This window comes from Muricauda sp. SCSIO 64092, assembly GCF_023016285.1.
In the GTDB taxonomy this organism is placed as follows: Bacteria; Bacteroidota; Bacteroidia; order Flavobacteriales; family Flavobacteriaceae; genus Croceivirga.
In genome coordinates this window covers 847520-868302 of sequence record NZ_CP095413.1, presented here as the reverse complement: position 1 = coordinate 868302, position 20783 = coordinate 847520, and the positions used below count along the sequence as shown (strand labels likewise).

General features: G+C 41.1%; 18 protein-coding genes. 14 read left to right on the top strand and 4 right to left on the bottom strand.

Features of this window, described 5'->3' with window-relative positions; translation table 11 throughout:
• The first annotated feature begins 5 nt into the window (after positions 1 to 5).
• The 5 genes from L0P88_RS03520 to L0P88_RS03500 all read left to right on the top strand — a co-directional run bounded on the left by L0P88_RS03520 (position 6) and on the right by L0P88_RS03500 (position 6587).
• On the top strand, positions 6 to 818 hold the full coding sequence (locus L0P88_RS03520; protein ID WP_247133251.1) for a head GIN domain-containing protein: 813 nt from the start codon (positions 6 to 8) through the stop codon (positions 816 to 818).
• A gap of 56 nt (positions 819 to 874) precedes the next feature.
• Entirely contained in the window at positions 875 to 1966 is a 1092-nt protein-coding gene (locus L0P88_RS03515; RefSeq protein ID WP_247133250.1) for a serine hydrolase domain-containing protein, read from the top strand.
• 239 nt (positions 1967 to 2205) lie between these two features.
• Complete coding sequence (locus L0P88_RS03510; protein ID WP_247133249.1) at positions 2206 to 2355, top strand: hypothetical protein; 150 nt, start codon at positions 2206 to 2208, stop codon at positions 2353 to 2355.
• Between the two features lie 220 nt (positions 2356 to 2575).
• On the top strand, positions 2576 to 3259 hold the full coding sequence (locus L0P88_RS23920) for a response regulator transcription factor (protein ID WP_281499711.1): 684 nt from the start codon (positions 2576 to 2578) through the stop codon (positions 3257 to 3259).
• A 133-nt stretch (positions 3260 to 3392) separates the two neighbouring features.
• Positions 3393 to 6587: a DUF2723 domain-containing protein gene (locus tag L0P88_RS03500; RefSeq protein WP_313791591.1), complete on the top strand. Its 3195-nt coding sequence runs from the start codon at positions 3393 to 3395 to the stop codon at positions 6585 to 6587.
• A 42-nt stretch (positions 6588 to 6629) separates the two neighbouring features.
• Here the strand turns inward: L0P88_RS03500 and L0P88_RS03495 are convergent, their stop codons facing one another.
• The 3 genes from L0P88_RS03495 to L0P88_RS03485 form a co-directional block, all read right to left on the bottom strand.
• The gene (locus tag L0P88_RS03495; protein ID WP_409557707.1) at positions 6630 to 8075 is read right to left on the bottom strand and encodes a pyridoxal phosphate-dependent decarboxylase family protein; all 1446 of its coding nucleotides are present in this window, start codon (positions 8073 to 8075) and stop codon (positions 6630 to 6632) included.
• Between the two features lie 99 nt (positions 8076 to 8174).
• Positions 8175 to 9068 (bottom strand): gliding motility-associated ABC transporter ATP-binding subunit GldA, encoded by an 894-nt coding sequence (gldA, locus tag L0P88_RS03490; RefSeq protein WP_247133246.1) that lies wholly within the window; start codon positions 9066 to 9068, stop codon positions 8175 to 8177.
• A gap of 56 nt (positions 9069 to 9124) precedes the next feature.
• A complete protein-coding gene (locus L0P88_RS03485) occupies positions 9125 to 9685 on the bottom strand; it encodes a porin family protein (protein ID WP_247133245.1) in 561 nt (186 codons plus the stop codon).
• A 319-nt stretch (positions 9686 to 10004) separates the two neighbouring features.
• On the opposite strand from L0P88_RS03485, the gene L0P88_RS03480 reads away from it, so the two are divergent.
• The 5 genes from L0P88_RS03480 to L0P88_RS03460 all read left to right on the top strand — a co-directional run bounded on the left by L0P88_RS03480 (position 10005) and on the right by L0P88_RS03460 (position 14751).
• Positions 10005 to 10835, top strand: coding sequence for a prephenate dehydratase (locus tag L0P88_RS03480; protein ID WP_247133244.1), 831 nt, complete (start codon positions 10005 to 10007; stop codon positions 10833 to 10835).
• On the top strand, positions 10832 to 11974 hold the full coding sequence (locus tag L0P88_RS03475) for a pyridoxal phosphate-dependent aminotransferase (protein ID WP_247133243.1): 1143 nt from the start codon (positions 10832 to 10834) through the stop codon (positions 11972 to 11974). Before L0P88_RS03480 ends, L0P88_RS03475 begins: the two co-directional genes overlap by 4 nt.
• A gap of 1 nt (position 11975) precedes the next feature.
• Positions 11976 to 12845, top strand: coding sequence for a prephenate dehydrogenase (locus L0P88_RS03470; protein WP_247133242.1), 870 nt, complete (start codon positions 11976 to 11978; stop codon positions 12843 to 12845).
• Position 12846: 1 nt separating this feature from the next.
• Positions 12847 to 13929 carry a bifunctional 3-deoxy-7-phosphoheptulonate synthase/chorismate mutase type II gene (locus L0P88_RS03465; protein ID WP_247133241.1) on the top strand — a complete coding sequence of 361 codons (1083 nt, stop codon included), beginning with the start codon at positions 12847 to 12849 and terminating at the stop codon, positions 13927 to 13929.
• Positions 13930 to 14076: 147 nt separating this feature from the next.
• Positions 14077 to 14751: a head GIN domain-containing protein gene (locus tag L0P88_RS03460; RefSeq protein WP_158778442.1), complete on the top strand. Its 675-nt coding sequence runs from the start codon at positions 14077 to 14079 to the stop codon at positions 14749 to 14751.
• A 68-nt stretch (positions 14752 to 14819) separates the two neighbouring features.
• Here L0P88_RS03460 and L0P88_RS03455 read toward each other — a convergent pair whose 3' ends face one another.
• The gene (locus L0P88_RS03455; RefSeq protein ID WP_158778443.1) at positions 14820 to 15260 is read right to left on the bottom strand and encodes a hypothetical protein; all 441 of its coding nucleotides are present in this window, start codon (positions 15258 to 15260) and stop codon (positions 14820 to 14822) included.
• Positions 15261 to 15366: 106 nt separating this feature from the next.
• On the opposite strand from L0P88_RS03455, the gene rsgA reads away from it, so the two are divergent.
• The 4 genes from rsgA to L0P88_RS03435 are packed head-to-tail and all read left to right on the top strand — an operon-like array spanning position 15367 to position 20777.
• Positions 15367 to 16320 carry a ribosome small subunit-dependent GTPase A gene (rsgA, locus tag L0P88_RS03450; RefSeq protein ID WP_247133240.1) on the top strand — a complete coding sequence of 318 codons (954 nt, stop codon included), beginning with the start codon at positions 15367 to 15369 and terminating at the stop codon, positions 16318 to 16320.
• Positions 16320 to 16772: a D-aminoacyl-tRNA deacylase gene (dtd, locus tag L0P88_RS03445; protein ID WP_247133239.1), complete on the top strand. Its 453-nt coding sequence runs from the start codon at positions 16320 to 16322 to the stop codon at positions 16770 to 16772. The genes rsgA and dtd overlap by 1 nt, the downstream gene beginning before the upstream one ends.
• A gap of 58 nt (positions 16773 to 16830) precedes the next feature.
• The gene (locus tag L0P88_RS03440; RefSeq protein WP_247133238.1) at positions 16831 to 18741 is read left to right on the top strand and encodes a DUF3857 domain-containing protein; all 1911 of its coding nucleotides are present in this window, start codon (positions 16831 to 16833) and stop codon (positions 18739 to 18741) included.
• Positions 18742 to 18758: 17 nt separating this feature from the next.
• Positions 18759 to 20777, top strand: a complete 2019-nt coding sequence (locus tag L0P88_RS03435; RefSeq protein WP_247133237.1) for a transglutaminase domain-containing protein — start codon at positions 18759 to 18761, stop codon at positions 20775 to 20777.
• Positions 20778 to 20783 lie beyond the last annotated feature (6 nt).

Below are 20783 nucleotides of genomic sequence, written 5' to 3'. Positions count from 1 at the left end.
AATAGATGTTGGAAATTAGATTTTTATACGGGTATTCCCATGGGGAAGGTGTTAAGAAGGTACATCTTATGTCCGGTATTTTAAGTCTTATATCTTTTCTCTTCTTTTCCTGCAATTCGGAAAATGCGCCCGATTGCCTTCAAAATGCCGGGGATCTCACCCGAATCGAAGTCGAGGTCCCGGATTTCAACAATATCACGGTCTTTGAGAATTTAAATTTGGTGATAAAACAAGGCAATGAACAAAAGGTGGAGCTGGAATCCGGTGAGTTTTTATTGAATGAAATCTCGGCCAGGGTTGAAGAAGATCGATTGCTATTGAGAAATGACAACGGCTGCAATATCTTTAGGGAATATGGTCTATCCACGGTATATGTGACATCACCCAATATTGAAGAGATACGAAGTAGTACGGGATTGTTGATTTCCAGCGATGGTGTTTTAAACTACCCCAACCTAAATTTGGTTTCCGAGAGCTTTATTGAACCAGAATCGGAAACGACGGACGGCTCATTTGATATTGAGGTAGCTAATGGGCGTGTGGGTATTGTGGTCAATGGGATATCATATTTTAAAGTAAGGGGAATAACAAATAACTTTAGTATCAGCGTGGCAGCTGGGGATTCCAGAATTGAGGCAGAAGGACTTGTCGCTCAGGAAGTATCCGTGAACCATAGGGGGTCCAATGATGTTTTTGTCAATCCACAACAACGCATTTCCGGAGTGATCAGGGGCTATGGGGATGTCATCAGTATCAATCGTCCCACTGAGGTAGAAGTTGAAGAACTTTTCAATGGACGTCTAATCTTTAAGGATTAGTTGCATTCATGCAAGGAAAGGAATCCATAACTCATTCCTTCAAAAAGACTAATGCAATGGGCTTTATTTCTTACATCAAGGATTTTTTTCGGGAACCCCACAAACTCAAAGAACTTAAAGACCTCCAGGGGATTGATTTTGTAGATGCCCAATATCATAACTTGGTGATTGGGAATAGGGTTCCGGGAATTTCCATAACCATACTAAAAGAAGGGAAACCCATTTTACAGAAGGGTTATGGACATTCCAGCTTAGAGCGTAAGACTTATATAGACCCAAAAAATACAGTATTTAGAATAGCCAGTATCTCAAAATGCATTACTGGTTTGGCACTGGGGAAAATGGTGGAAGAGGGAATTCTGCATTGGCACGATTCCTTTTATCACTATGTGTCCTATTATCCAAAAAAGAAATATGACTTTACGCTTGCGCAGCTAGCTTCGCATACTGCTGGAATACGAGGGTATCGCGGTAAGGAATTTGCTTTGAACAAATCCTATTCCATCAAAGATAGTATTGAGGTTTTCAAAGATGATCCCCTGGTTTTTGAACCTGGAAATGGGTACTTGTACAACAGCTACGATTTTGTACTGTTGTCATTGGCAATGCAAGAAGCTTGTGGTATTCCATTCGAAGACTATGTGAGGGAAAAGATATTGACCCCTTTGGGAATGAAGCGGACCTTTACGCCCCGGGAAATGAATCCATCATTTTCCAACAGACGGAAAAACTTAAAAACCGATTTCTATACCAGGAATTCAACAGGCTTGAAAAAAGCGGTTGTGGTCAATAATTATTACAAACTAGCTGGTGGGGGTTATCTGTCCACAAGTGGGGATATTGCAAAAATGGGCCAAGCGATCTTGGAACAAAAGCTTTTGGAAAAAGAAACCTATGAACAGTTGTTGAGCGCTCAAACCATACATGGAAAACCTACGTATTATGGGCTAGGCTTTCAAGTGAGCGAAGATACGGGAGGTAGGGCATTTGTTGGCCATGTAGGGAATAGTGTGGGGGCATATACCAATTTTTTTGTCTATCCAAAGGAAAACGTGGTCATTTCAATTTTAATAAATGCTACAGATCCCAAAGTGCAATCCTATTTGGACGACACCATAAGTGCCGTTTTAATGGAAAACTTCCCATGATTGGCCAATGGATTGGGGAAACCATTGATTCGAACTTGGGAAGGAAAACCGCCAAAAAGCAAGACCTTGGACCATAGGTGTTAGTGCGCGAATATCCTTGTATCTCTCAAATATGGATGGGAAGTGCCCGAGTTAAAATGACCCAATACAACGTTTCGACCTTATTTTTTAGCAATACATAGAAAAATACGAAATGTAAGACATAGAAGTAATACTTTCACAATAGATAGGCTAACCAAATGGGAAAAAGTATACTTCTGTTTTTTCTGTTAATTGCGGCGATTTTCCTCTTAAAGTTAAGTACGGCCGATGAGGAGGACGATTTAAAGAGCACTACCGTTGAAGAACTGGTATCCGAAACTGAGGACACCAAAATTGCCAACAAATAAAAAGTCGTCACGCTGTTTGTTCGCGTGGTATATCCAACACTCTTTCCTGTATTCCCTTTAGCTTTTAAAATATGTGCGGCATGTAAACCACAATAGTATTGGATTTATGCTCCCAATAGGATAAAAGGAAACTGGATTCGATCAATTTTTTTGCCCAGTTACCCAATTTTATTGAACTTTAATCATTATCGATTTTATGGTGGGTTCCAAAAGATACGTATTGATTATTGGTTTTATACTGTTGACTCATTCCATATTTGCACAAGAGGAGGGTACCGGTCTTTCTCCCTTGGAATTGGGAGACAAGACCTACAAAGAGTTATCACAGGCAGAATGGAAGAGGTTTAAACAGTTTGAAAAGAAACTGGAATTCACCAAACCAGATCAGGAAAGACAATTGCGCGCCTATGCAAGGGACTCCATTCAGATTTTGGAAGTTAAGCTTATGGCGGTCAAACTGCTACGTGAGAAAAACTTGTTGGAAAAGGACATTTTGGAAAACAGTGCCTATTACATGACCTTGTTGGAGGAGCTTCGTAAAAGTGGTATACCCCAGTTGGAGTATCAATTTTTGGAAGAGAAACTTGCTTTCCTAAATCAAGCGGCTTTGGAGAAGAAACTATCCCAAAGCAGATGGTTGAACCTTGGATTGCTGTTACTTTCCTTTTCACTCATTTTTTTCGTATTTCGATTTAGAAAGAAAACCACGTTGCCACCTGAACTTAGTAAACAGGAGACCACCGTACGGAATCTTATCCTACAAGGTAAAACCAATAAGGAAATTGCCAATGAGCTTTTCATTAGCTTAAGTACGGTAAAGACGCATATTACCAACATCTATGGGAAGTTGAATGTTTCCAACAGGCAGGAGCTTTTCCAAAAAGGTACGGGTACTAGTACTTAAATCAGACCACGATATGGCTTCTTAAAAACAGTTGGGTCGTTAATTGTACCGCAGTTCTATTTGTACAATTGACATGTTTTCCAAAATAAAATTCCTTTATACACATTCAAAATTCAAATTTTGGAACCTCACCTTGGGCTGGTTGGTCTTTATCAACGCATTGGTGACCTATGCGCTAACCATGGAACCCACAGTAAGCTTTTGGGACTGTGGGGAATACATCGCCACATCGGCAAAGCTTGAAGTAGGTCACCCACCGGGGGCACCGCTATTTCAGATGATAGGTGCCTTTTTTGCCTCCTTCACAACGGATATAGGGCAAATTGCAAAAATGGTCAATTATGTTTCGGTCGTAGCCAGTGCCTTTACTATCCTATTTATGTTTTGGACCATTACCAATTTGATTCAAAAATTAGTGCGCACAAACCGATACCAAGGAAAGAACAGTGCCATTTTGGGCAGTGCCCTAGTGGGGTGTTTGAGTTTTACCTATTCGGATAGCTTCTGGTTCAATGCCACGGAGACAGAGGTATACGCCATGGCAAGTCTGCTTATGGCTGTTTTGATATGGCTTGGTTTGCGATGGATGGACCATATTGATGCTGGGAGGGGCAATAAATGGCTTTTACTTATTTGTTTCATTATTGGACTCACCTTTGGGGTTCAGTTCATGGGTTTTTTGGCCATTCCATCTATAGTTTTAATGATCTATTTTAAAAAATACCGGAAGACAACCTTTAAAAACTTCATACTTTTTAATACCATAGCCATAGGTGTTTTGTTCTTTGTATTTAAATTTTCCCTGACCTATGTCTTAAAAATATTCGCGTGGAGTGAGCTGTTTTTTGTGAATCAGGTTGGCTTGCCATTCAATGTAGGCCTACTTATCATGGGATTGTTCCTCTCCTTCATTTTCCATGGTATAATCAGGTACACCAAAAAAAAGGATCATGTGCTGGCGAATACGGCCATTCTCTGTTTCCTGTTTTTGTTCCTGGGCTTTTCTACATGGTTGCTATTGCCCATAAGGGCCAACGCCCATGTGGGGATCAATGAGAATGACCCATCTGATGCAAGAACGCTCTTGGCGTACTATAACAGGGAACAATATGGTGGTGTTGAGAGTCCTTTTTACGGCACCTATTATTCGGATATGTTTGCTGATTCCGGCAAGGATTTGGATGATAAGCCCAAGTATGAAAGGGATGAGAAACTTGGGAAATATGTAATTGTGAACGACTATAAGGATGCCCTAAGGGCACCCAATAAAAAACATAAAGGTCTTCTGCCAAGATTATGGAGTAGTGACCATGCCGAAAATTACATGCGCTTTTTTGGCCGATTGGATTTTAGGATTAAACCGGAATATGCTACTAACGGTGAATTGGAAAGGGCCATAAGGGAGTTTAAAAAGCTAAATGCCAATGGTGAAATTGATACGGAACAATATATTGAATTCCTACGCCAATTCAATGGGTATATTGATGTTGCCCCCCCTTCCCTAAAACAGAACCTCGCTTTTTTGTTCGAATATCAGTGGGGTTTTATGTACCTGCGTTATTTTTTCTGGAATTTTGTAGGCAGGCAAAATGATGTACAATGGCGCTATGATGGCAATGGACATTGGTTGAGTGGCATTGACTTTATTGACAAAATAAGATTGGGCAGCCAGCAGGACCTGCCTTCGGAAACCCTTGATAACAAAGCGCGTAACACCTACTTTTTTCTTCCCCTCTTACTGGGTTTTTTGGGAATCGTTTTCCAGGTTTCCCGTGACCCCAAACAATTTTGGGTACTCTTTATGTTTTTCTTGCTTACAGGTGTCGCCATTCAATTTTATACCAATCCCTATATTTTCCAGCCAAGGGAACGGGATTATTCGCTGGTAGGTTCGTTCTACGCCTTTGCCATATGGATAGGGATGGGTACCTATCAGGTGTTTATCCTCCTTTATAAATTCCTATCAAAAAAAACTATGGCCATTGCTGGCGTGTTGTGCTGTTTTTGCTGTGTTCCCTTGTTGATGGCCCATCAAAATTGGGATGATCATGATCGATCGGACCGGTTTACGGCAAGGGCTTCGGCCATGGCGTATTTGGACTCAACAAAGCAAGATTCGGGTGCCATCTTGTTTACCATTGGAGACAATGATAATTTTCCACTTTGGTACCTTCAGGAAATAGAAGGCTATCGGACGGATGTTAGGGTTATTGTCTCAGGGTATTTTGCAACGGACTGGTACATTGATCAAATGAAACGAAAGGCCTATGAAAGTAATCCCATTCCTTCACAGTTGAACCATGAACATTATAAATACGGTAGCCGGGACGTTATCCATTATAGCGGATTGCCCCATGTTCAGGAAAACAGATGGGATATCAAGGATTTTATGAACTGGGTGGCCAGTGACAAACCCCAAACCAAACTACGGTACCTATTTGAAAAAATGGGCAGGGATACTTCCAATTATTCGGAAAGTACGTTGAACATGGTATACTATCCTACCAATAAGATACGTGTTCCGGTAAATAAGGCCAATGTTCTTAAAAATGGTCTGGTTCAACAAAAAGATGCGGATTTAATTGTGGATTATATTGATATTGACCTACCCCAAAGCTATATCACCAAGAATAGGATACTTATGTTGGATATCATTGCCAATAATGACTGGGAGCGCCCTATTTATTTTTCAGGGGGCAGTTTTGATAAGGCTGAATACATATGGATGGAAGATTATCTCCAATTGGATGGCCTCGCCTACAAATTGGTGCCCATTAAAACCGAAAATGGCAGTGCATTTGGAATGGGCCGTATTGATACGGATTTGATGTATGATATTGTACAAAAATGGGACTGGGGCAATGCCGGTAGTCCTCAAATATATCATGATCCCCAGACGCGAAAACAATTTGGGGTAACCTTTAGGTTAGCTATGGCTAGATTGTTGGAAACACTGATAGCGGAAGGTAAGCGGGCAAAAGCAAGGGAAATATTAAAAATGGCCACACATAACATTCCTTTTGAGCATTACGGGTATTATGCTTTTGTTGAACCCTTTCTTGAAAGCTATTATAAAGTGGGACAATTGGATGAAGCAAGGAAACTGTTCCAAAAATTGAAAAAAGTCTATCAGGAAAGATTGAACTATTACGCGCAATTACCAATGGAGGAAAAGTACATGCACTTGGAAAGTATTGGTAGTGATATCCAGGCCTATCAGCGCAATATTGACATACTTATTGAAAATGATGATGCCGGATATGCGGAGCATGAATATGAACTATTCAATTCCCTCATCGGTACGTTCGTTGAATTCGATACCGAATAAGGGTTTGGTCGACCGTCAAATGGGTTTAAAAAACTCCATTTCTTAGGGCGATGCCCAAAGGGAAGATTGTTTTGCAAACGCTTCACAAAGTGTTAGCGTATGTTGAATATCCTCCCAGGTGGTTCTGGGATTGATCAAACACATCCGTAAAACCACTTGATCGTGAAGTGAGGTGGTGGCCAATAACGCCAGTTGGGATTCCATGACCTGTTCAGAAATGAAATGGTTTAACTCATCCAATTGGGATTCGCTCAAATTTTCCTCTATAGGATGGTACCTAAAATTGATGACGGCCAAAGTGGCCGGAAATACCACTTGCCATTGTTTGCTTTGCCGTAAATGGGCCTCCAGGCGTTCCGCCAAATCAATGCCCGAACCAATTGCTTTTCTAAAAGCATTCAATCCAAAGGTTTTGACCGACATATAAAACTTCAATGCATTGAATCGTCTTGTCAGTTGGACTCCCAAATCATAGAAATTTATTTCGGAAGTGTTTCCCTCAATATCCTTTAAATACTCTGGACGTTCCGTAAAGGTATGGGTGAGGTGGCGGTAATTGCGGACCAATAGACAGCCCATCTCATACGGTTGAAAGAACCATTTATGCGGATCAACGGTCAGGGAATCCGCTTTGGAAATACCTTTCAACAGCTTTTTTCCCTTGGGCGATAACATTGCCGCACCACCATAGGCACCATCAATATGGAACCAGATATCCTCTTCCTTACAAATCTTGGATAGCTGGGTCAACGGATCAACACTACCGGTGTTCGTAGTTCCTGCATTACCAATCAAACAGAATGGGTGCAATCCATTTAGGCGGTCTTTGGCTATACAGTTTTTAAGCTTATTGAGCGACAGCTTAAATTCATTGTCCGTGGGGATGATTCGGATTTGCTCTTTTTTAAAGCCCAGAATCCGAATGGCCTTGATATTCGAGGAATGGGTTTGATCGGATAGGTAAATCACCGCTTTGGAAAAATCATCCCCACATTTAATGTTTCTGGCAGTGGCCAGAGCGGTTAAATTGGCCATGGATCCACCGCTGGTGAAAATACCACCACCTTTTTTCTTCGGAAGGCCAAACAGCCGTAGTAACCATTGTATGGTAACAATTTCGAGTTCTGCAGCAGCAGGGGAAGTTACCCAACTCCCTGAAAAAATGTTATAGCCCGTTGCCAATGCATCCCCAATAACACTAACATAGTTGCTGGGACCTGGAACAAAGGCATATGATTTTGGATGTGAAAGCAATGTACTTCTGGTAAGTACCTTCTCCACAACAAATTCCAGAACCTCATTGGCATTGGAAGGTTTTTCAGGCGCCTCCTCCAAAAAGAGGGAGTCCATTTCTTCTCTTGAGGCCAATGCCAAAGGTCTTTTTTCATGTTGGGTCTTATGGTGCGCCACAATAGCGTCAATCATTTGATATCCCAATTTTCGCATGTCTTCTTCAGAAAGGGTCAATGTATTTTGGTCCATTGGCATCGGATGGTTTTACAATAAAAAGTGCCTAAAAATAGGGTAGGCTCGGGAAATAAAAACTGACTTTACCCCACTTTGGTGAAAAATTAAATTTTAATGGAATCAACTGGTAAGTTCAGTGAACAAACTCTCCAAATTCTTGCTTTTTCGGCTTAGCTGTAGGGTTTTTAATTGATTGTCATGTGCAAAATCAAAGACGGCGGGACGCATATCCTGGTCGGTGTTGAAGACAATTTCGTAGACAAATCCACCGGTATTCCTCACGTTGGATACATTGGGCAATTGATGTAACAATACTTCCTCCACACGATAATCAAACTCAACTTCAATGATTTGGTCCTCTACCTTTCTAAGTTCTTCCATCCTTTTATCGGCAACAATTTCGCCTTTGTTGATAATGATGACCCGATCGCAAACCGCTTCCACTTCCTTCATAATATGTGTGGAGAATAGAATGGTTTTATGTTTACCTATCTCACGAATAAGTTTACGTATGTCTACCAATTGGTTGGGGTCCAAACCCGTTGTGGGCTCGTCCAAGATCAGGACTTCCGGTTCATGTAATAGGGCAGCGGCCAAACCAACACGCTGGCGATAGCCTTTGGAGAGTTTCCCTATGGTTTTGTGGGCCTCGGGAGTTAATCCCGTTTGTTGGATGACCTCTGCTATCCTGGATTTTGACACTTTGTACACTGCTGCATTGAAAGCCAGATATTCCTTAACGTACATATCCAAATATAGCGGGTTGTGCTCGGGCAGATAACCAATGCTTTTTTGAACTTTGCGCATTTCCTTACCCACATCAAAGCCATTGACTTTTGCCGTACCTTGATCTGCTTGATAATAGGTGGTCAAAATCCGCATCATTGTGGATTTTCCAGCACCATTGGGACCTAAAAACCCAACGACTTCTCCCTTCTCAATCGAAAAGGAAATGTTGCTTAACGCTTTTTGCTTGCCAAAAGTTTTGGCAATGTTCTGAACGGAAATGGACATATAAAACGTTTGTTATTACCAAAAATACATTTTATATGCCCATTGAGTAGAAGGTATTATAGAAAGAAATACCCTATTGAAATGGAGATATTTGAATTTTGCGCATCACCATCATCTGTAATATCGCTTAAGCCTAGGCCGTACCGAGCTTGGAAGAATAATCCGGAATCAAGCGTATACTGTGCACCAAGAACAACGCCAATATCAAGGTCATTAATACCTTCTGGTTCACCTTCATTGCCATCACTGTCTTCTGCACTACTATTGATGTTAAAACCAAACTGGGGACCTGCTTGTAAGCTCAATCCTTCAGCTAAAGTAACATCGGCTAGAATGGGCAAAGTCAAATAGTCCAACTTTAATGTAATATCAAATTCATCATCTACCGATCCTTGTTGTGAGTAAATTAACTCAGGTTGAACACCGAATTTTTCTGAAATACCAATATGCGCAACGGCACCTATATGGAATCCGGTTCTTGAACTTGCGTTTTCGACGTCATCTCCTGTCAAATTTGAGAAATTAGCTCCTGCTTTTGCACCAAAAGAAAAGTCTTGGGCATTTAAACTACTTAGACAAAGCAGTAAGGCAAGTGTAATGCAAAAAGTGTTTTTCATTGTAAATCGATTTAATTCTGTGTTTTAATTTGAAAATAAACGAAATAGGAATGGCAATGTTGCAAATTTGATAAAAAAGCGTGCTTTTTTGTCTTGCAAATTGAAAAAGCAACAAATAGTTGGCAAAATTGTATGAATTGTTTTGATTTTAACTTGGAATACCTAATCTTAGCCAAGAATTTAAGTTTACATGAAGAATACTTATTTCTGGAACGGTTTTTACTTTTACTTCTTTTTCCGAAGGGGTACGGGACTGTTCTAGTTATAGCTAAATATAGAAAGTATAAGTCCCGGAATTTGTTCGGGGCTTTTTTTTTGAATGAAACTGAAGGTAGCCATACAAGGTATTAAAGGGAGTAACCATCATCAGGTAGCCACTGAGTTCCTTGGTAAGGATATTGAATTGGTGGAATGTTTGTCCTTTGATAAACTAATTGACCGTGTTTTGGATGGGACAGCGGACAAAGGGGTAATGGCCATTGAAAATTCCATAGCCGGTTCCATTATTCCCAACTACAATCTGGTGTACCACAATAACATTCACATTATTGGGGAACACTATCTGAGCATCCATCATAACTTAATGGTATTAAAAGGGCAGACGATGGAACAGATTAAAGAGGTGAGAACCCACCCTATGGCCCTGTTGCAGTGTATGGAATTTTTAAAGCAATACCCTCAACTCAAATTGGTGGAGGATGTGGACACTGCCGAAACAGCACGTCAAATACAGGAGAAACAATTAAAGCATGTAGCGGCGATAGCCCCAACGGTGGCCGCGGAACTTTATGGGTTGGATATCATTGCCCCGGAAATCCAGACCATAAAAAACAATGCTACCCGTTTCATTATACTAAAAAAGCAGAACAAGGTTTTGCCAAAGGAAGAAATCAATAAGGCGTCACTTCGCTTTATTACCGATCATAAACGTGGGAGTTTGGCGACAGTGTTGAATGTTATGAGTGATTGTAATATGAATCTTACCAAAATACAGTCACTTCCAGTAATAGAGACGCCTTGGAAATATGCCTTTTTTGTGGATGTCACTTTTGAAAAGTACGACCATTTTAGCAAGGCAAAGTCCTTGTTGGAGATTATGTCGGAGGATTTCAGGGTATTGGGGGAATATAAAAATGCATTAAAAGGATGATAACGGCAAAACGATTGGATAGCGTCCAGGAATATTACTTCTCCAAAAAATTACGTGAGGTACGCGCACTTGTTGCGAAGGGTAGACCCATAATCAATATGGGAATTGGCTCCCCTGATCTGGCGCCACCGCCCCAGGCGTTAAAAGGGTTGAGCGCAACGCTCCACCAAGAGGGTGCGCATCAGTACCAGAGCTATCAGGGATTACCGGAATTACGGGAAGCTATGGCGGATTTTTATAAAGAACGCTTTGGGGTTACCATCAATCCCCAGAACGAACTGTTGCCCCTAATTGGTTCCAAGGAAGGTATTATGCACATTAGTCTTGCCTTCCTCAATGTAGGTGATGGGGTTCTGGTACCCAATCCCGGTTATCCTACCTACACTTCCGTAACAAGGTTGATTGGGGCCATTCCAATGGAATATGATCTAACGGAAGAAAATGGTTGGTTGCCGGATTTGGAGGCCATTGAACAAATGGACCTGTCCAAGGTCAAGCTTATGTGGATCAGCTATCCCAATATGCCGACCGGAGCCAAGATTACCATGGATAAAATGGAAGCATTGTTGACATTTGCCCGCAATCACAATATTTTATTGGTAAATGATAATCCCTACAGCTTTGTTTTGAATGATGCACCTACCAGTATTTTACAAATTTTAGGAGCCAAAGACCATGCTTTGGAATTGAATTCCCTGAGTAAAACATTTAATCTCGCTGGTTGGCGGGTGGGTATGGTCATGGGAAGTGCAGAACATATCCTGGCGGTGTTAAAGGTAAAAAGCAATATGGATTCCGGAATGTTTTATGGAATCCAAAAAGGGGCAATTTCGGCATTGCACAGCGGAAAGGGTTGGTTTCAACAGTTGAATGAAACCTATAATGCCAGAAGGGAACTGATGTTCCAGTTAGTGGACAAATTGGGGTGTGCCTATGATACGGATGCGGCCGGAATGTTTGTTTGGGCCAAGTTGCCCAAAGGAGCAAAACCATCTGAGGATTTTATAGATGAAGTCCTTTATGACAAAGACATTTTCATTGCCCCCGGAACCATATTCGGTAGTAATGGAGAAGGGTATATTCGCTTTTCATTATGTGTGAAAGAGGAAGAAATCAAAAAGGCCATAGCGCGATTTTAGTATGGAAAGTATAGTTATTGTGGGTATTGGTTTGATCGGGGGATCTTTTGCAAAGGGGCTAAAACGCTTGTTTCCGGAATCCAGGATCATTGGATTTGACAAGGATGAAAATAACCTTTCCGAAGCTTTGCAATTGGGGTTGATCGATGAAAAGGGAACGGAACGCACCTTAGATCGGGCCAATATGGTACTGTTGGCCATTCCCGTAGATGCGTTGGTCATTGAACTTCCCAAAATCCTGAACAACGTGAATGATGATTGCTTGGTACTGGATGCGGGCTCTACCAAGGCTGCCATTTGCCAAAGTGTGGAAAACCATCCCAAGAGAAGGAATTTTTTGGCATGTCATCCTATTGCGGGAACGGAGTTTTCCGGACCTTCTGCGGCTTTTGATGGTTTGTACGACGGAAAAACGAACATTATCTGTGAAGTGGAAAAAACGGCTTTTAAGTTACAGGAAAAAGCACTGGGACTTTTCCAAAAACTGGGAATGCGTATCCGCTATATGAACCCTGAAGCGCACGACAAGCACATTGCCTATGTGTCCCATTTATCGCACATTAGTTCCTTTATGTTGGGAAAGACGGTAATAAAGGAAGAACAGAACGAACGGGATATTTTTGATATGGCCGGAAGTGGATTTGAAAGTACGGTCCGCCTGGCCAAAAGCTCACCGGATATGTGGACCCCAATTTTTGAACAGAACAAGGACAATGTGATCAAGAGCCTGGAAGAATACATCAAAAATTTAGAGTCCTTTAAACAGCTTATGGAAGAGGATAATTTTAAGGGCATTCATGATCAAATGAACAATACCAATAGAATAAAGCAAATTTTAAAAGGAATACCACTTACTAAAACACCTAAATGAAATGGAAAATTCAAAGGAATTAAGAACATGGTTGGATGATTTACAATTGCCTCATCCACTGGTGATTGCCGGGCCTTGTAGTGCGGAAACCGAAGACCAAGTATTGCAAATTGCAAATGAACTTAAGGATTCTGACGTAAGTTACTATCGCGCGGGAATATGGAAACCACGGACAAGACCGGGGAATTTTGAAGGTGTAGGTGCCATAGGCCTTAAATGGTTGCAAAAAGTCAAGGAAGAAACAGGTTTAAAAACAGCCACCGAGGTTGCCAATAGAACACATGTGGATTTGGCTTTGGAGCATGATATCGATTTGTTATGGATAGGTGCCCGTTCCACAGTAAGCCCATTTATTGTTCAGGAGATTGCAGATGCCCTGAAAGGTACGGACAAGGTAGTTTTGGTCAAAAACCCGGTCAACCCGGACTTGTCCCTTTGGTTGGGAGCAGTGGAACGTTTGTCCAAGGCCAATATCAAAAAATTGGGAGTTATCCATCGAGGATTTTCCACGTATCAAAAAACAAAATATCGGAATATTCCCGAATGGCAATTGGCTATAGAATTGCAGACCAAGTTTCCTGATCTGCCATTGATAAATGACCCCAGTCATATCACTGGAAAACGTGAATTGGTATTTGATATTTCCCAGACCGCACTGGATCTAAATTTTGATGGACTGATGATAGAAACCCATACTGATCCAGATAATGCTTGGAGTGATGCCGCACAACAAGTAACACCCACCTCGTTAAAACAAATGTTCAAAGATTTAAAAATGCGGAAAGAAACTGATGAAGCAGCGGAATACAATGCACAATTGGCCAATCTTAGGGCCCAGATCGATGTTTTGGACAATGAACTGATTGATTTATTGGGTAAAAGGATGAAAGTCTCCGATGGTATCGGTGAATTGAAAAAGAAGCGTAACGTAGCTGTTCTTCAGACCAACAGATGGAATTCCATTTTGGGCAATATGATCTTGGAAGGGGAACAACGTGGTTTGAGTGAGGAATTTGTCCTTAAGATGTTCAAGGCCATCCACCAAGAATCCATCAACCATCAAGAAAAGATTATCAATGCCTAATAACGGACAGCCCTTAGGTACATTTGACGTTCCTTTTGGGTTGTGGACGGGAACTTACGGAGCGATTTAGATTTGGTATTGGAATTGTGCCCTAAAGTGTAACAATCTTATTTTTTGTTCATCATTTAACAAACAAAAAGGAAAACCATGGGAAAAATCAGTACACTTCTGTTCGTCTTACTAACCGTGCCGTTGTTCGGGCAACGCATTATTGATAAAGACGTTGGAGAATTTCATGCAGTAAAGGTCTTTGATTTGATTGAGGTGAATTTGATCCAATCGGATGAAAATAAGATTTTGATCAAAGGTAGAAATGTGGATGACATCAAATGGGTGAACAAGGATGGGGTCCTTAAGTTACGAATGCAATTGGATAGGAAATTCACCGGGGAAGATACCTTCATAGAAGTGTATTATACCGATTTGGATGTTATCGATGCCAATGAAGGATCGGAGATTACCTGCAATGAAATGGTAAAGAAGAACAAAATTGAGCTTAGGGCCCAGGAAGGGGGTAAAATCACCATTGGAATGGATGTGCAGGTAGTTGAAATACGTGCAGTGACAGGAGGTATTGTACAAGCTTCCGGTTTAGCGGAAAACCAATCCATAGTCATTAATACGGGAGGTATTTTTGAAGGAAGTGATTTGCGGACTTCCAACTCAGAAGTAAAGATTTCCGCTGGGGGCGAAGCCGAGGTATTCGCATCGGAACGGATAGATATAGACGTAAAGGCCGGTGGGGATGTTACGGTATATGGACAACCAAAGCGAGTGAACAAGAAGACCTTTGTAGGTGGTAGGATACGAATGGTCGACTAGGGTTGTTGAAGCTGATAAATAAACAAAAAAGCCCCATAAATTGGGGCTTTTCTTTTTTAGTAGGGCACTTATTTTTTGAAAATGTACCGTGTAATGAATATTCCCTTTCCATCACCTTTTCCCCCTTCACTTTCCACTGCGCTGATTACATGTGCCAACGCCCATCCCTCGGCAATCATGGAATTGATCATATTGGTGATTATAGCGTCGTTTGCAGCGATATTTTGAAAGCGGATTCCGCCCAAATTGTAGAAGTTCAGAAGTTTGGTTTCTTCAAAATTCTTTACCCTAATGTCACCTCTATCCGATTTATTTCTCGAATTGTCTTCATCAGAACGTACCGAAGTATATTCCTTATAATCTTTTTCCTCAAGGGCGTTGATAATCCTGGAACGTCCCAGTCCGTTGGGTACAATGGACTCCACACTCGTAATCACTTTGTACTGTTGGGCATTCCCTTCAAAAAATGTTGCAATGGCGATGGCTGCCAAAAAAAGGATTTTTTTCATAATTGATTTGTGTTGATTTTAATTTGCCACCAATGTTAACAGGAATTTGTAAGAAAAGAAAGTTGTTTCTTTGTTATTGTATGAATTGTTATCAACATATGATGTAATGTACGGACTGGTGTATAAATCGACGGGCAGTTGGTACACCGTTAAAACAACGGAGGGACAATTCTATGATTGCAGGATCAAAGGTAAGTTTCGAATTAAAGGTATAAAAAGTACCAATCCGGTGGCCGTTGGGGATGAAGTGACCTTTGAATTGGAAACCAATGGAGACGAGACCTATGGAATCATCACTGCAATTTCGGAACGCAAAAACTATATTATCCGTAAATCGGTAAACCTGTCCAAGCAGGTCCATATTATTGCTTCCAATTTGGATCAGGCATTTTTGATGGTTACCCTCAACAATCCAACGACTTTTACCAGCTTTATAGATCGATTTTTGGTGACCGCAGAAGCTTATGACATCCCGGCCGTTTTGTTGTTCAATAAAATGGATAGTTATGATGCTGACGAAAAAGTGGAGGTGGAGTATTTGATGGACCTCTATAAAAGTATAGGCTATACAACCATAGCATTATCCGCCAAAGAGGGGGATAATGTTAAAGCTGTAAAAGAAATGATGGTCGGAAAAACGAGTATGTTCTCCGGGCATTCGGGAGTGGGAAAATCCACATTGATCAATGCATTGGAGCCTGGGCTTGAACTAAAAACGGCCAAAATTTCCGAGCAACACCTACAGGGACAGCACACAACTACCTTTGCCGAAATGTTTGACCTTTCTTTTGATGCCCGGATCATCGATACTCCCGGAATTCGTGGTTTCGGGATTGTGGAAATGGAAAAAGACGAGATAGGGGATTATTTTCCAGAATTTTTTGAATTGAAATCCAATTGTAAGTTTAACAACTGTCTTCATTTGGATGAACCCCAATGTGCCGTAAAGGCTGCGCTGGAGAATAACGAATTGGCATGGAGCCGATATCGAAGTTACGTGCAGATGTTGGAGGAAGATGTTGAAGAAAACTACCGAATGGATATTTATAAGGAAAAGTAATGCGTGCAGTAGTTCAACGGGTATCCAGGGCAAGTGTTACTGTGGAAGGGGAAAAGGTTTCCGAAATCCAAAATGGACTTTTGGTATTATTGGGTGTTGAAAATGCCGATAACCAAGAGGATATTGTATGGCTTTCCAAAAAAATAGTGAACCTCAGGATTTTTAATGATCGTGAGGGGGTAATGAACCGTTCCCTGATCGACCAAAATGGAGATATTATCGTGGTAAGCCAGTTTACCTTACATGCTTCCACCAAAAAAGGAAATCGCCCTTCTTATATAAAAGCGGCAAAGCCGCCCATTGCAATTCCATTATACGAACAATTGGTGTCCCAAATAGAGCGGGATTTGGGAAAATCGGTGGGAACGGGAGTTTTTGGGGCCGATATGAAGGTGGAGTTATTAAATGATGGTCCAGTGACAATTGTCATAGATTCCAAGAATCGCGAATAGTATTAGTATCTTTGACTGTTTTTGAATATCAATAATTAACCTACCTAACCAAACTCTTATGCGATTGTTAATCGGGATGATTCTTGTCCCACTTTTTCTATGTTCCCAATCCCTTGATTATAGTATATCCAGTATTCCGGAAGCACTGACTAAAGGGGCCAATGCCGTTGTTAGAATTGAGCATAAATTGGTGGATATCCCCCATATAAAAGAGATGAATGTGACGTATAAAAAAGTGGTCACGGTCTTGAACAAGAAAGGAAATTCCGACGTAGGTGCCTATGCCCATTATGATGGTTCGGAACGCATTCGAAAGATTTCTGCAGTGGTATATGATAAGTTTGGGAACAAAATAAAAACCTATAAAAAATCCGATTTTACCGATGTCTCTGCGGTAAGTGGGTTTTCGCTTTATGAAGATAGTAGGGTACTTTATATGGAGTATACCCCAATTGACTACCCGTATACTGTTGAGTACACCTACGAGTCAACATCCGCCAATACCGCCTATTTACCGTTTTGGTATCCAATTAAAGACTACGAAGTAAGTACGGAAAAAAGTATTTACGAGATTCAATTTGGTAATGCCACGGGTGGTTTGATTGAAAAGGCCCTGAATTTTGAGGGGTATGGCATAAAAACCGACCGAAAAGAAAATTATCTAAAATTTGAGGCCAACGCTATTGGTGCCGTAAAATATGAACAACTTGCCCCGAATTTTAGATATTGGGCACCCAAGTTAATGCTTGCCCCCAAGCAATTTTACTATGAAGGTTACCAAGGGAATAATGGCGATTGGGAATCCTTGGGCAAATGGATGTATAAAAACCTGATACAAGGCCGTGACGAACTCCCTGGAACTACCGTTCAAAAAATCAAGTCTTTGACAAGAGGGGTTCAAGATCCCATCGAAAAAGCAAAAATTGTATATGATTATGTGCAAAAGAATACTCGGTACATCAGTGTTCAAGAGGGTATAGGTGGTTTAAGGCCCATAAGCGCCTTAGAGGTCGACAAGGTAAAATATGGTGATTGTAAAGGGCTTACCAATTACACCAAGGCTTTGCTGAAGGCCGTTGGAGTTCAGGCCAATTACGTGCGCGTTTTTGCAAAATCGGAATATCAAGGTGATATAGACAAAGACTTTCCCAGTTTCGTAGGGCAATCCAATCATGTTATCCTTAACATTCCCCAAGAAGGGAAAGAGCCTGTTTGGTTGGAATGTACCAGCCAGACCATGCCCTTTGGTTTTTTGGGCGACTTTACCGATGATCGATATGTGTTCGAAATTTCACCAAATAATGGAAAAATTGTAAAGACTCCATCGTACAGCAATGAACAGAACAAAACTAGTATTGAGGCCAAATGTGGGATTTCACCTTCGGGAGGTCTAACGGGGGAATTGACCCGCATATCCATGGGAATCGATTATGATAACATCTATTGGATAAAGGATGAAAAAACAAAAGACCAGGAAGATTACTATAAAAAAGAATGGGGATCTATAAATGGGCTGGCCATTGTTGCAATGTCTTTTGACAATGATCGGGATAAGATCCAGTTTTCCGAGTCGCTTAAGGTTATGGCCGAAAATTATGCAAGTCATAACGGGGATAGACTTTTTATGATGCCCAATGTTTTTGCCCAGAATACTTTTGTTCCCAAAAGATACCGAAACCGTCGATTGCCTTTCGAGGTGATTAGGGGCTTTCAAGAAGAAAGCGCAATGGAATTAACACTTCCCAAAGGGTACACCATAGAGGGCATGCCCAATGCAGTAAGTATACAGAACAAGTTTGGGTCATATGATATATCGTATAAATTAAAAGATACAGGTCATATTGTCGTCACCAGGGCACTATTGATAAAAAAAGGGAGGTACCCAAAAGAAGAATATGCCGCCTACAGACAGTTTCGGCAAAAAGTGACAAAGAGTGACCAATCGAAACTCGTATTGCTCCAAAAATGATCAAATTAATCGTAACCATGAAAAAAATGTTTTATTGGGCCGTACTCGTTATGGCTTTTTCAAGTGTCCTTGGCCAGGAGGTTAAATTTGGAAGAGTATCCAAGGAAGAATTGCAACAAAAACAATATCCAGAAGATACCACGGCTTCTGCCACCGTGCTGTACAGAAGGGTCCGTGTATATTTTCATTACTCACAGGGCCAGGGTTTTGAACTTAGGACCGATATACATGAGCGTGTAAAAATCTATAAAAAAGAGGGGTTTGGGCATGCAACCATAAACGAACGGCTCTACACTGGTGGTAAGGCAGGCGGAGATAGGGAAAAGTTTTCGGGACTAAAGGCCTTTACCTATAACATAGTAAATGGAAAGATAGAGGATTCTAAAGTTAAAGGTTCCGATACGTATACCAAAGAGGTTTCAAAATACCATAACGAGGTCAGTTTTACCATGCCCAATGTAACCGAAGGCAGTATAATTGAATACCAATATACCTTAACTTCACCCTATGTGACCACCATAGATGAGATTTCCCTTCAGTATGATATTCCAATCCAATACCAGGAAATAAAAGTATCGATTCCCGAATATTTTGTCTTTACTCCAAAAATGAAGGGGTATTTGGAAGTCCACCCCAATCAAAGTACGGAACAGGGCCAGATCAATTATACCAATAAATCACGCGAAGGGAGTCACATGGTGAACACCTCTTACAGGCAGCAGTCCCTAACATTTACCAAGAACATATCCACAGTGGTAATGAGGAAGGTGCCCGCTTTGGTAGAGGAGCCTTACGTCAATAGCATGGAGAATTACCGTACGGCCATAGATTATGAGCTAAAGTACATTAACTACCCCAATGAACCCATGAAACCTTATGCTACCACATGGGAAGAGGTCGCAAGGAAAATCTATGATAGCGACAATTTTGGCCGACAATTGAACCAACGGAGATTTTTTAAGGAAGATTTGGCAACCGTGATTGAAGGGACCACCAATGATAAGGAAAAATTGGTGCGGATATTTGATCATGTACGTAACCACATGAACTGGAATTCTTATTTTGGAAAGTACACAGATCTCGGCATTAAAAAAGCCTATGCGGAAAAGATGGGAAATGTGGCCGATATCAATTTATTGTTAGTTGCCATGCTAAAGGAATCTGGTGTAAAGGCCAATCCCGTTTTGGTCAGTACCAGGGATAATGGCGTACCCATGTTTCCTACCCGGGAAGGCTTTAATTATGTGGTGGCTTCGGCCAATATTGATGGGCAAACCGTACTAATGGATGCTACCAATAAGTTTGCTCAGCCCAATCTTTTGCCCACTAGGGCACTGAATTGGATGGGGCTTGTCATTGGAGAGAATGGAATGTCCTCATCGATAGATATGAATGCCCGTGAAAAGGCTTTCAATTCAGAACAAATAATGGTCAATATTACCGGGGAAGGCAGTGTTGAAGGGCGTATACGCAACATGTATTCCGGTTACGCTGCTTATAGGTTCAGAAACAAATATCTTGGCCAGGAAGAGGAAACGTATTTAGAGGATTTAGAATATAAAAAGGGTGGTGCACAAATAGATGGATATACCATAAAAAATCACGAAATCATAGGAAAGGATATTCAGGAAAGCTATGAAATAGTACATGATGGGGTTGTGGATATTGTCAATAACAGGATGTATTTCAGCCCCATGTTGTTCGAGACAGAGGACGAAAACCCTTTTAAACTGGATGAGCGGGTATATCCTATTGATTTTGTGACCCCGTGGGAGGATAAATGCATAGTAATGATAAAATATCCACCTGGGTACATTTTGGAATCAAAGCCAGAAGCCATGAAACTGGCCCTGCCAAATGGCTACGGTCTGTTTACCTATATGGTGCAAGAAACGCCCGCAGGTCTGCAGATAGTAAAAGATGTAAAGATAAACAGGGCTATTTTTCCTGCGAATGAATACCAATCCTTAAAGGAATTTTTCAAACAAATGGTCAACAAGCTCAACGAAAAAGTAGTTTTGATAAAAAAAGTATAATAGAGC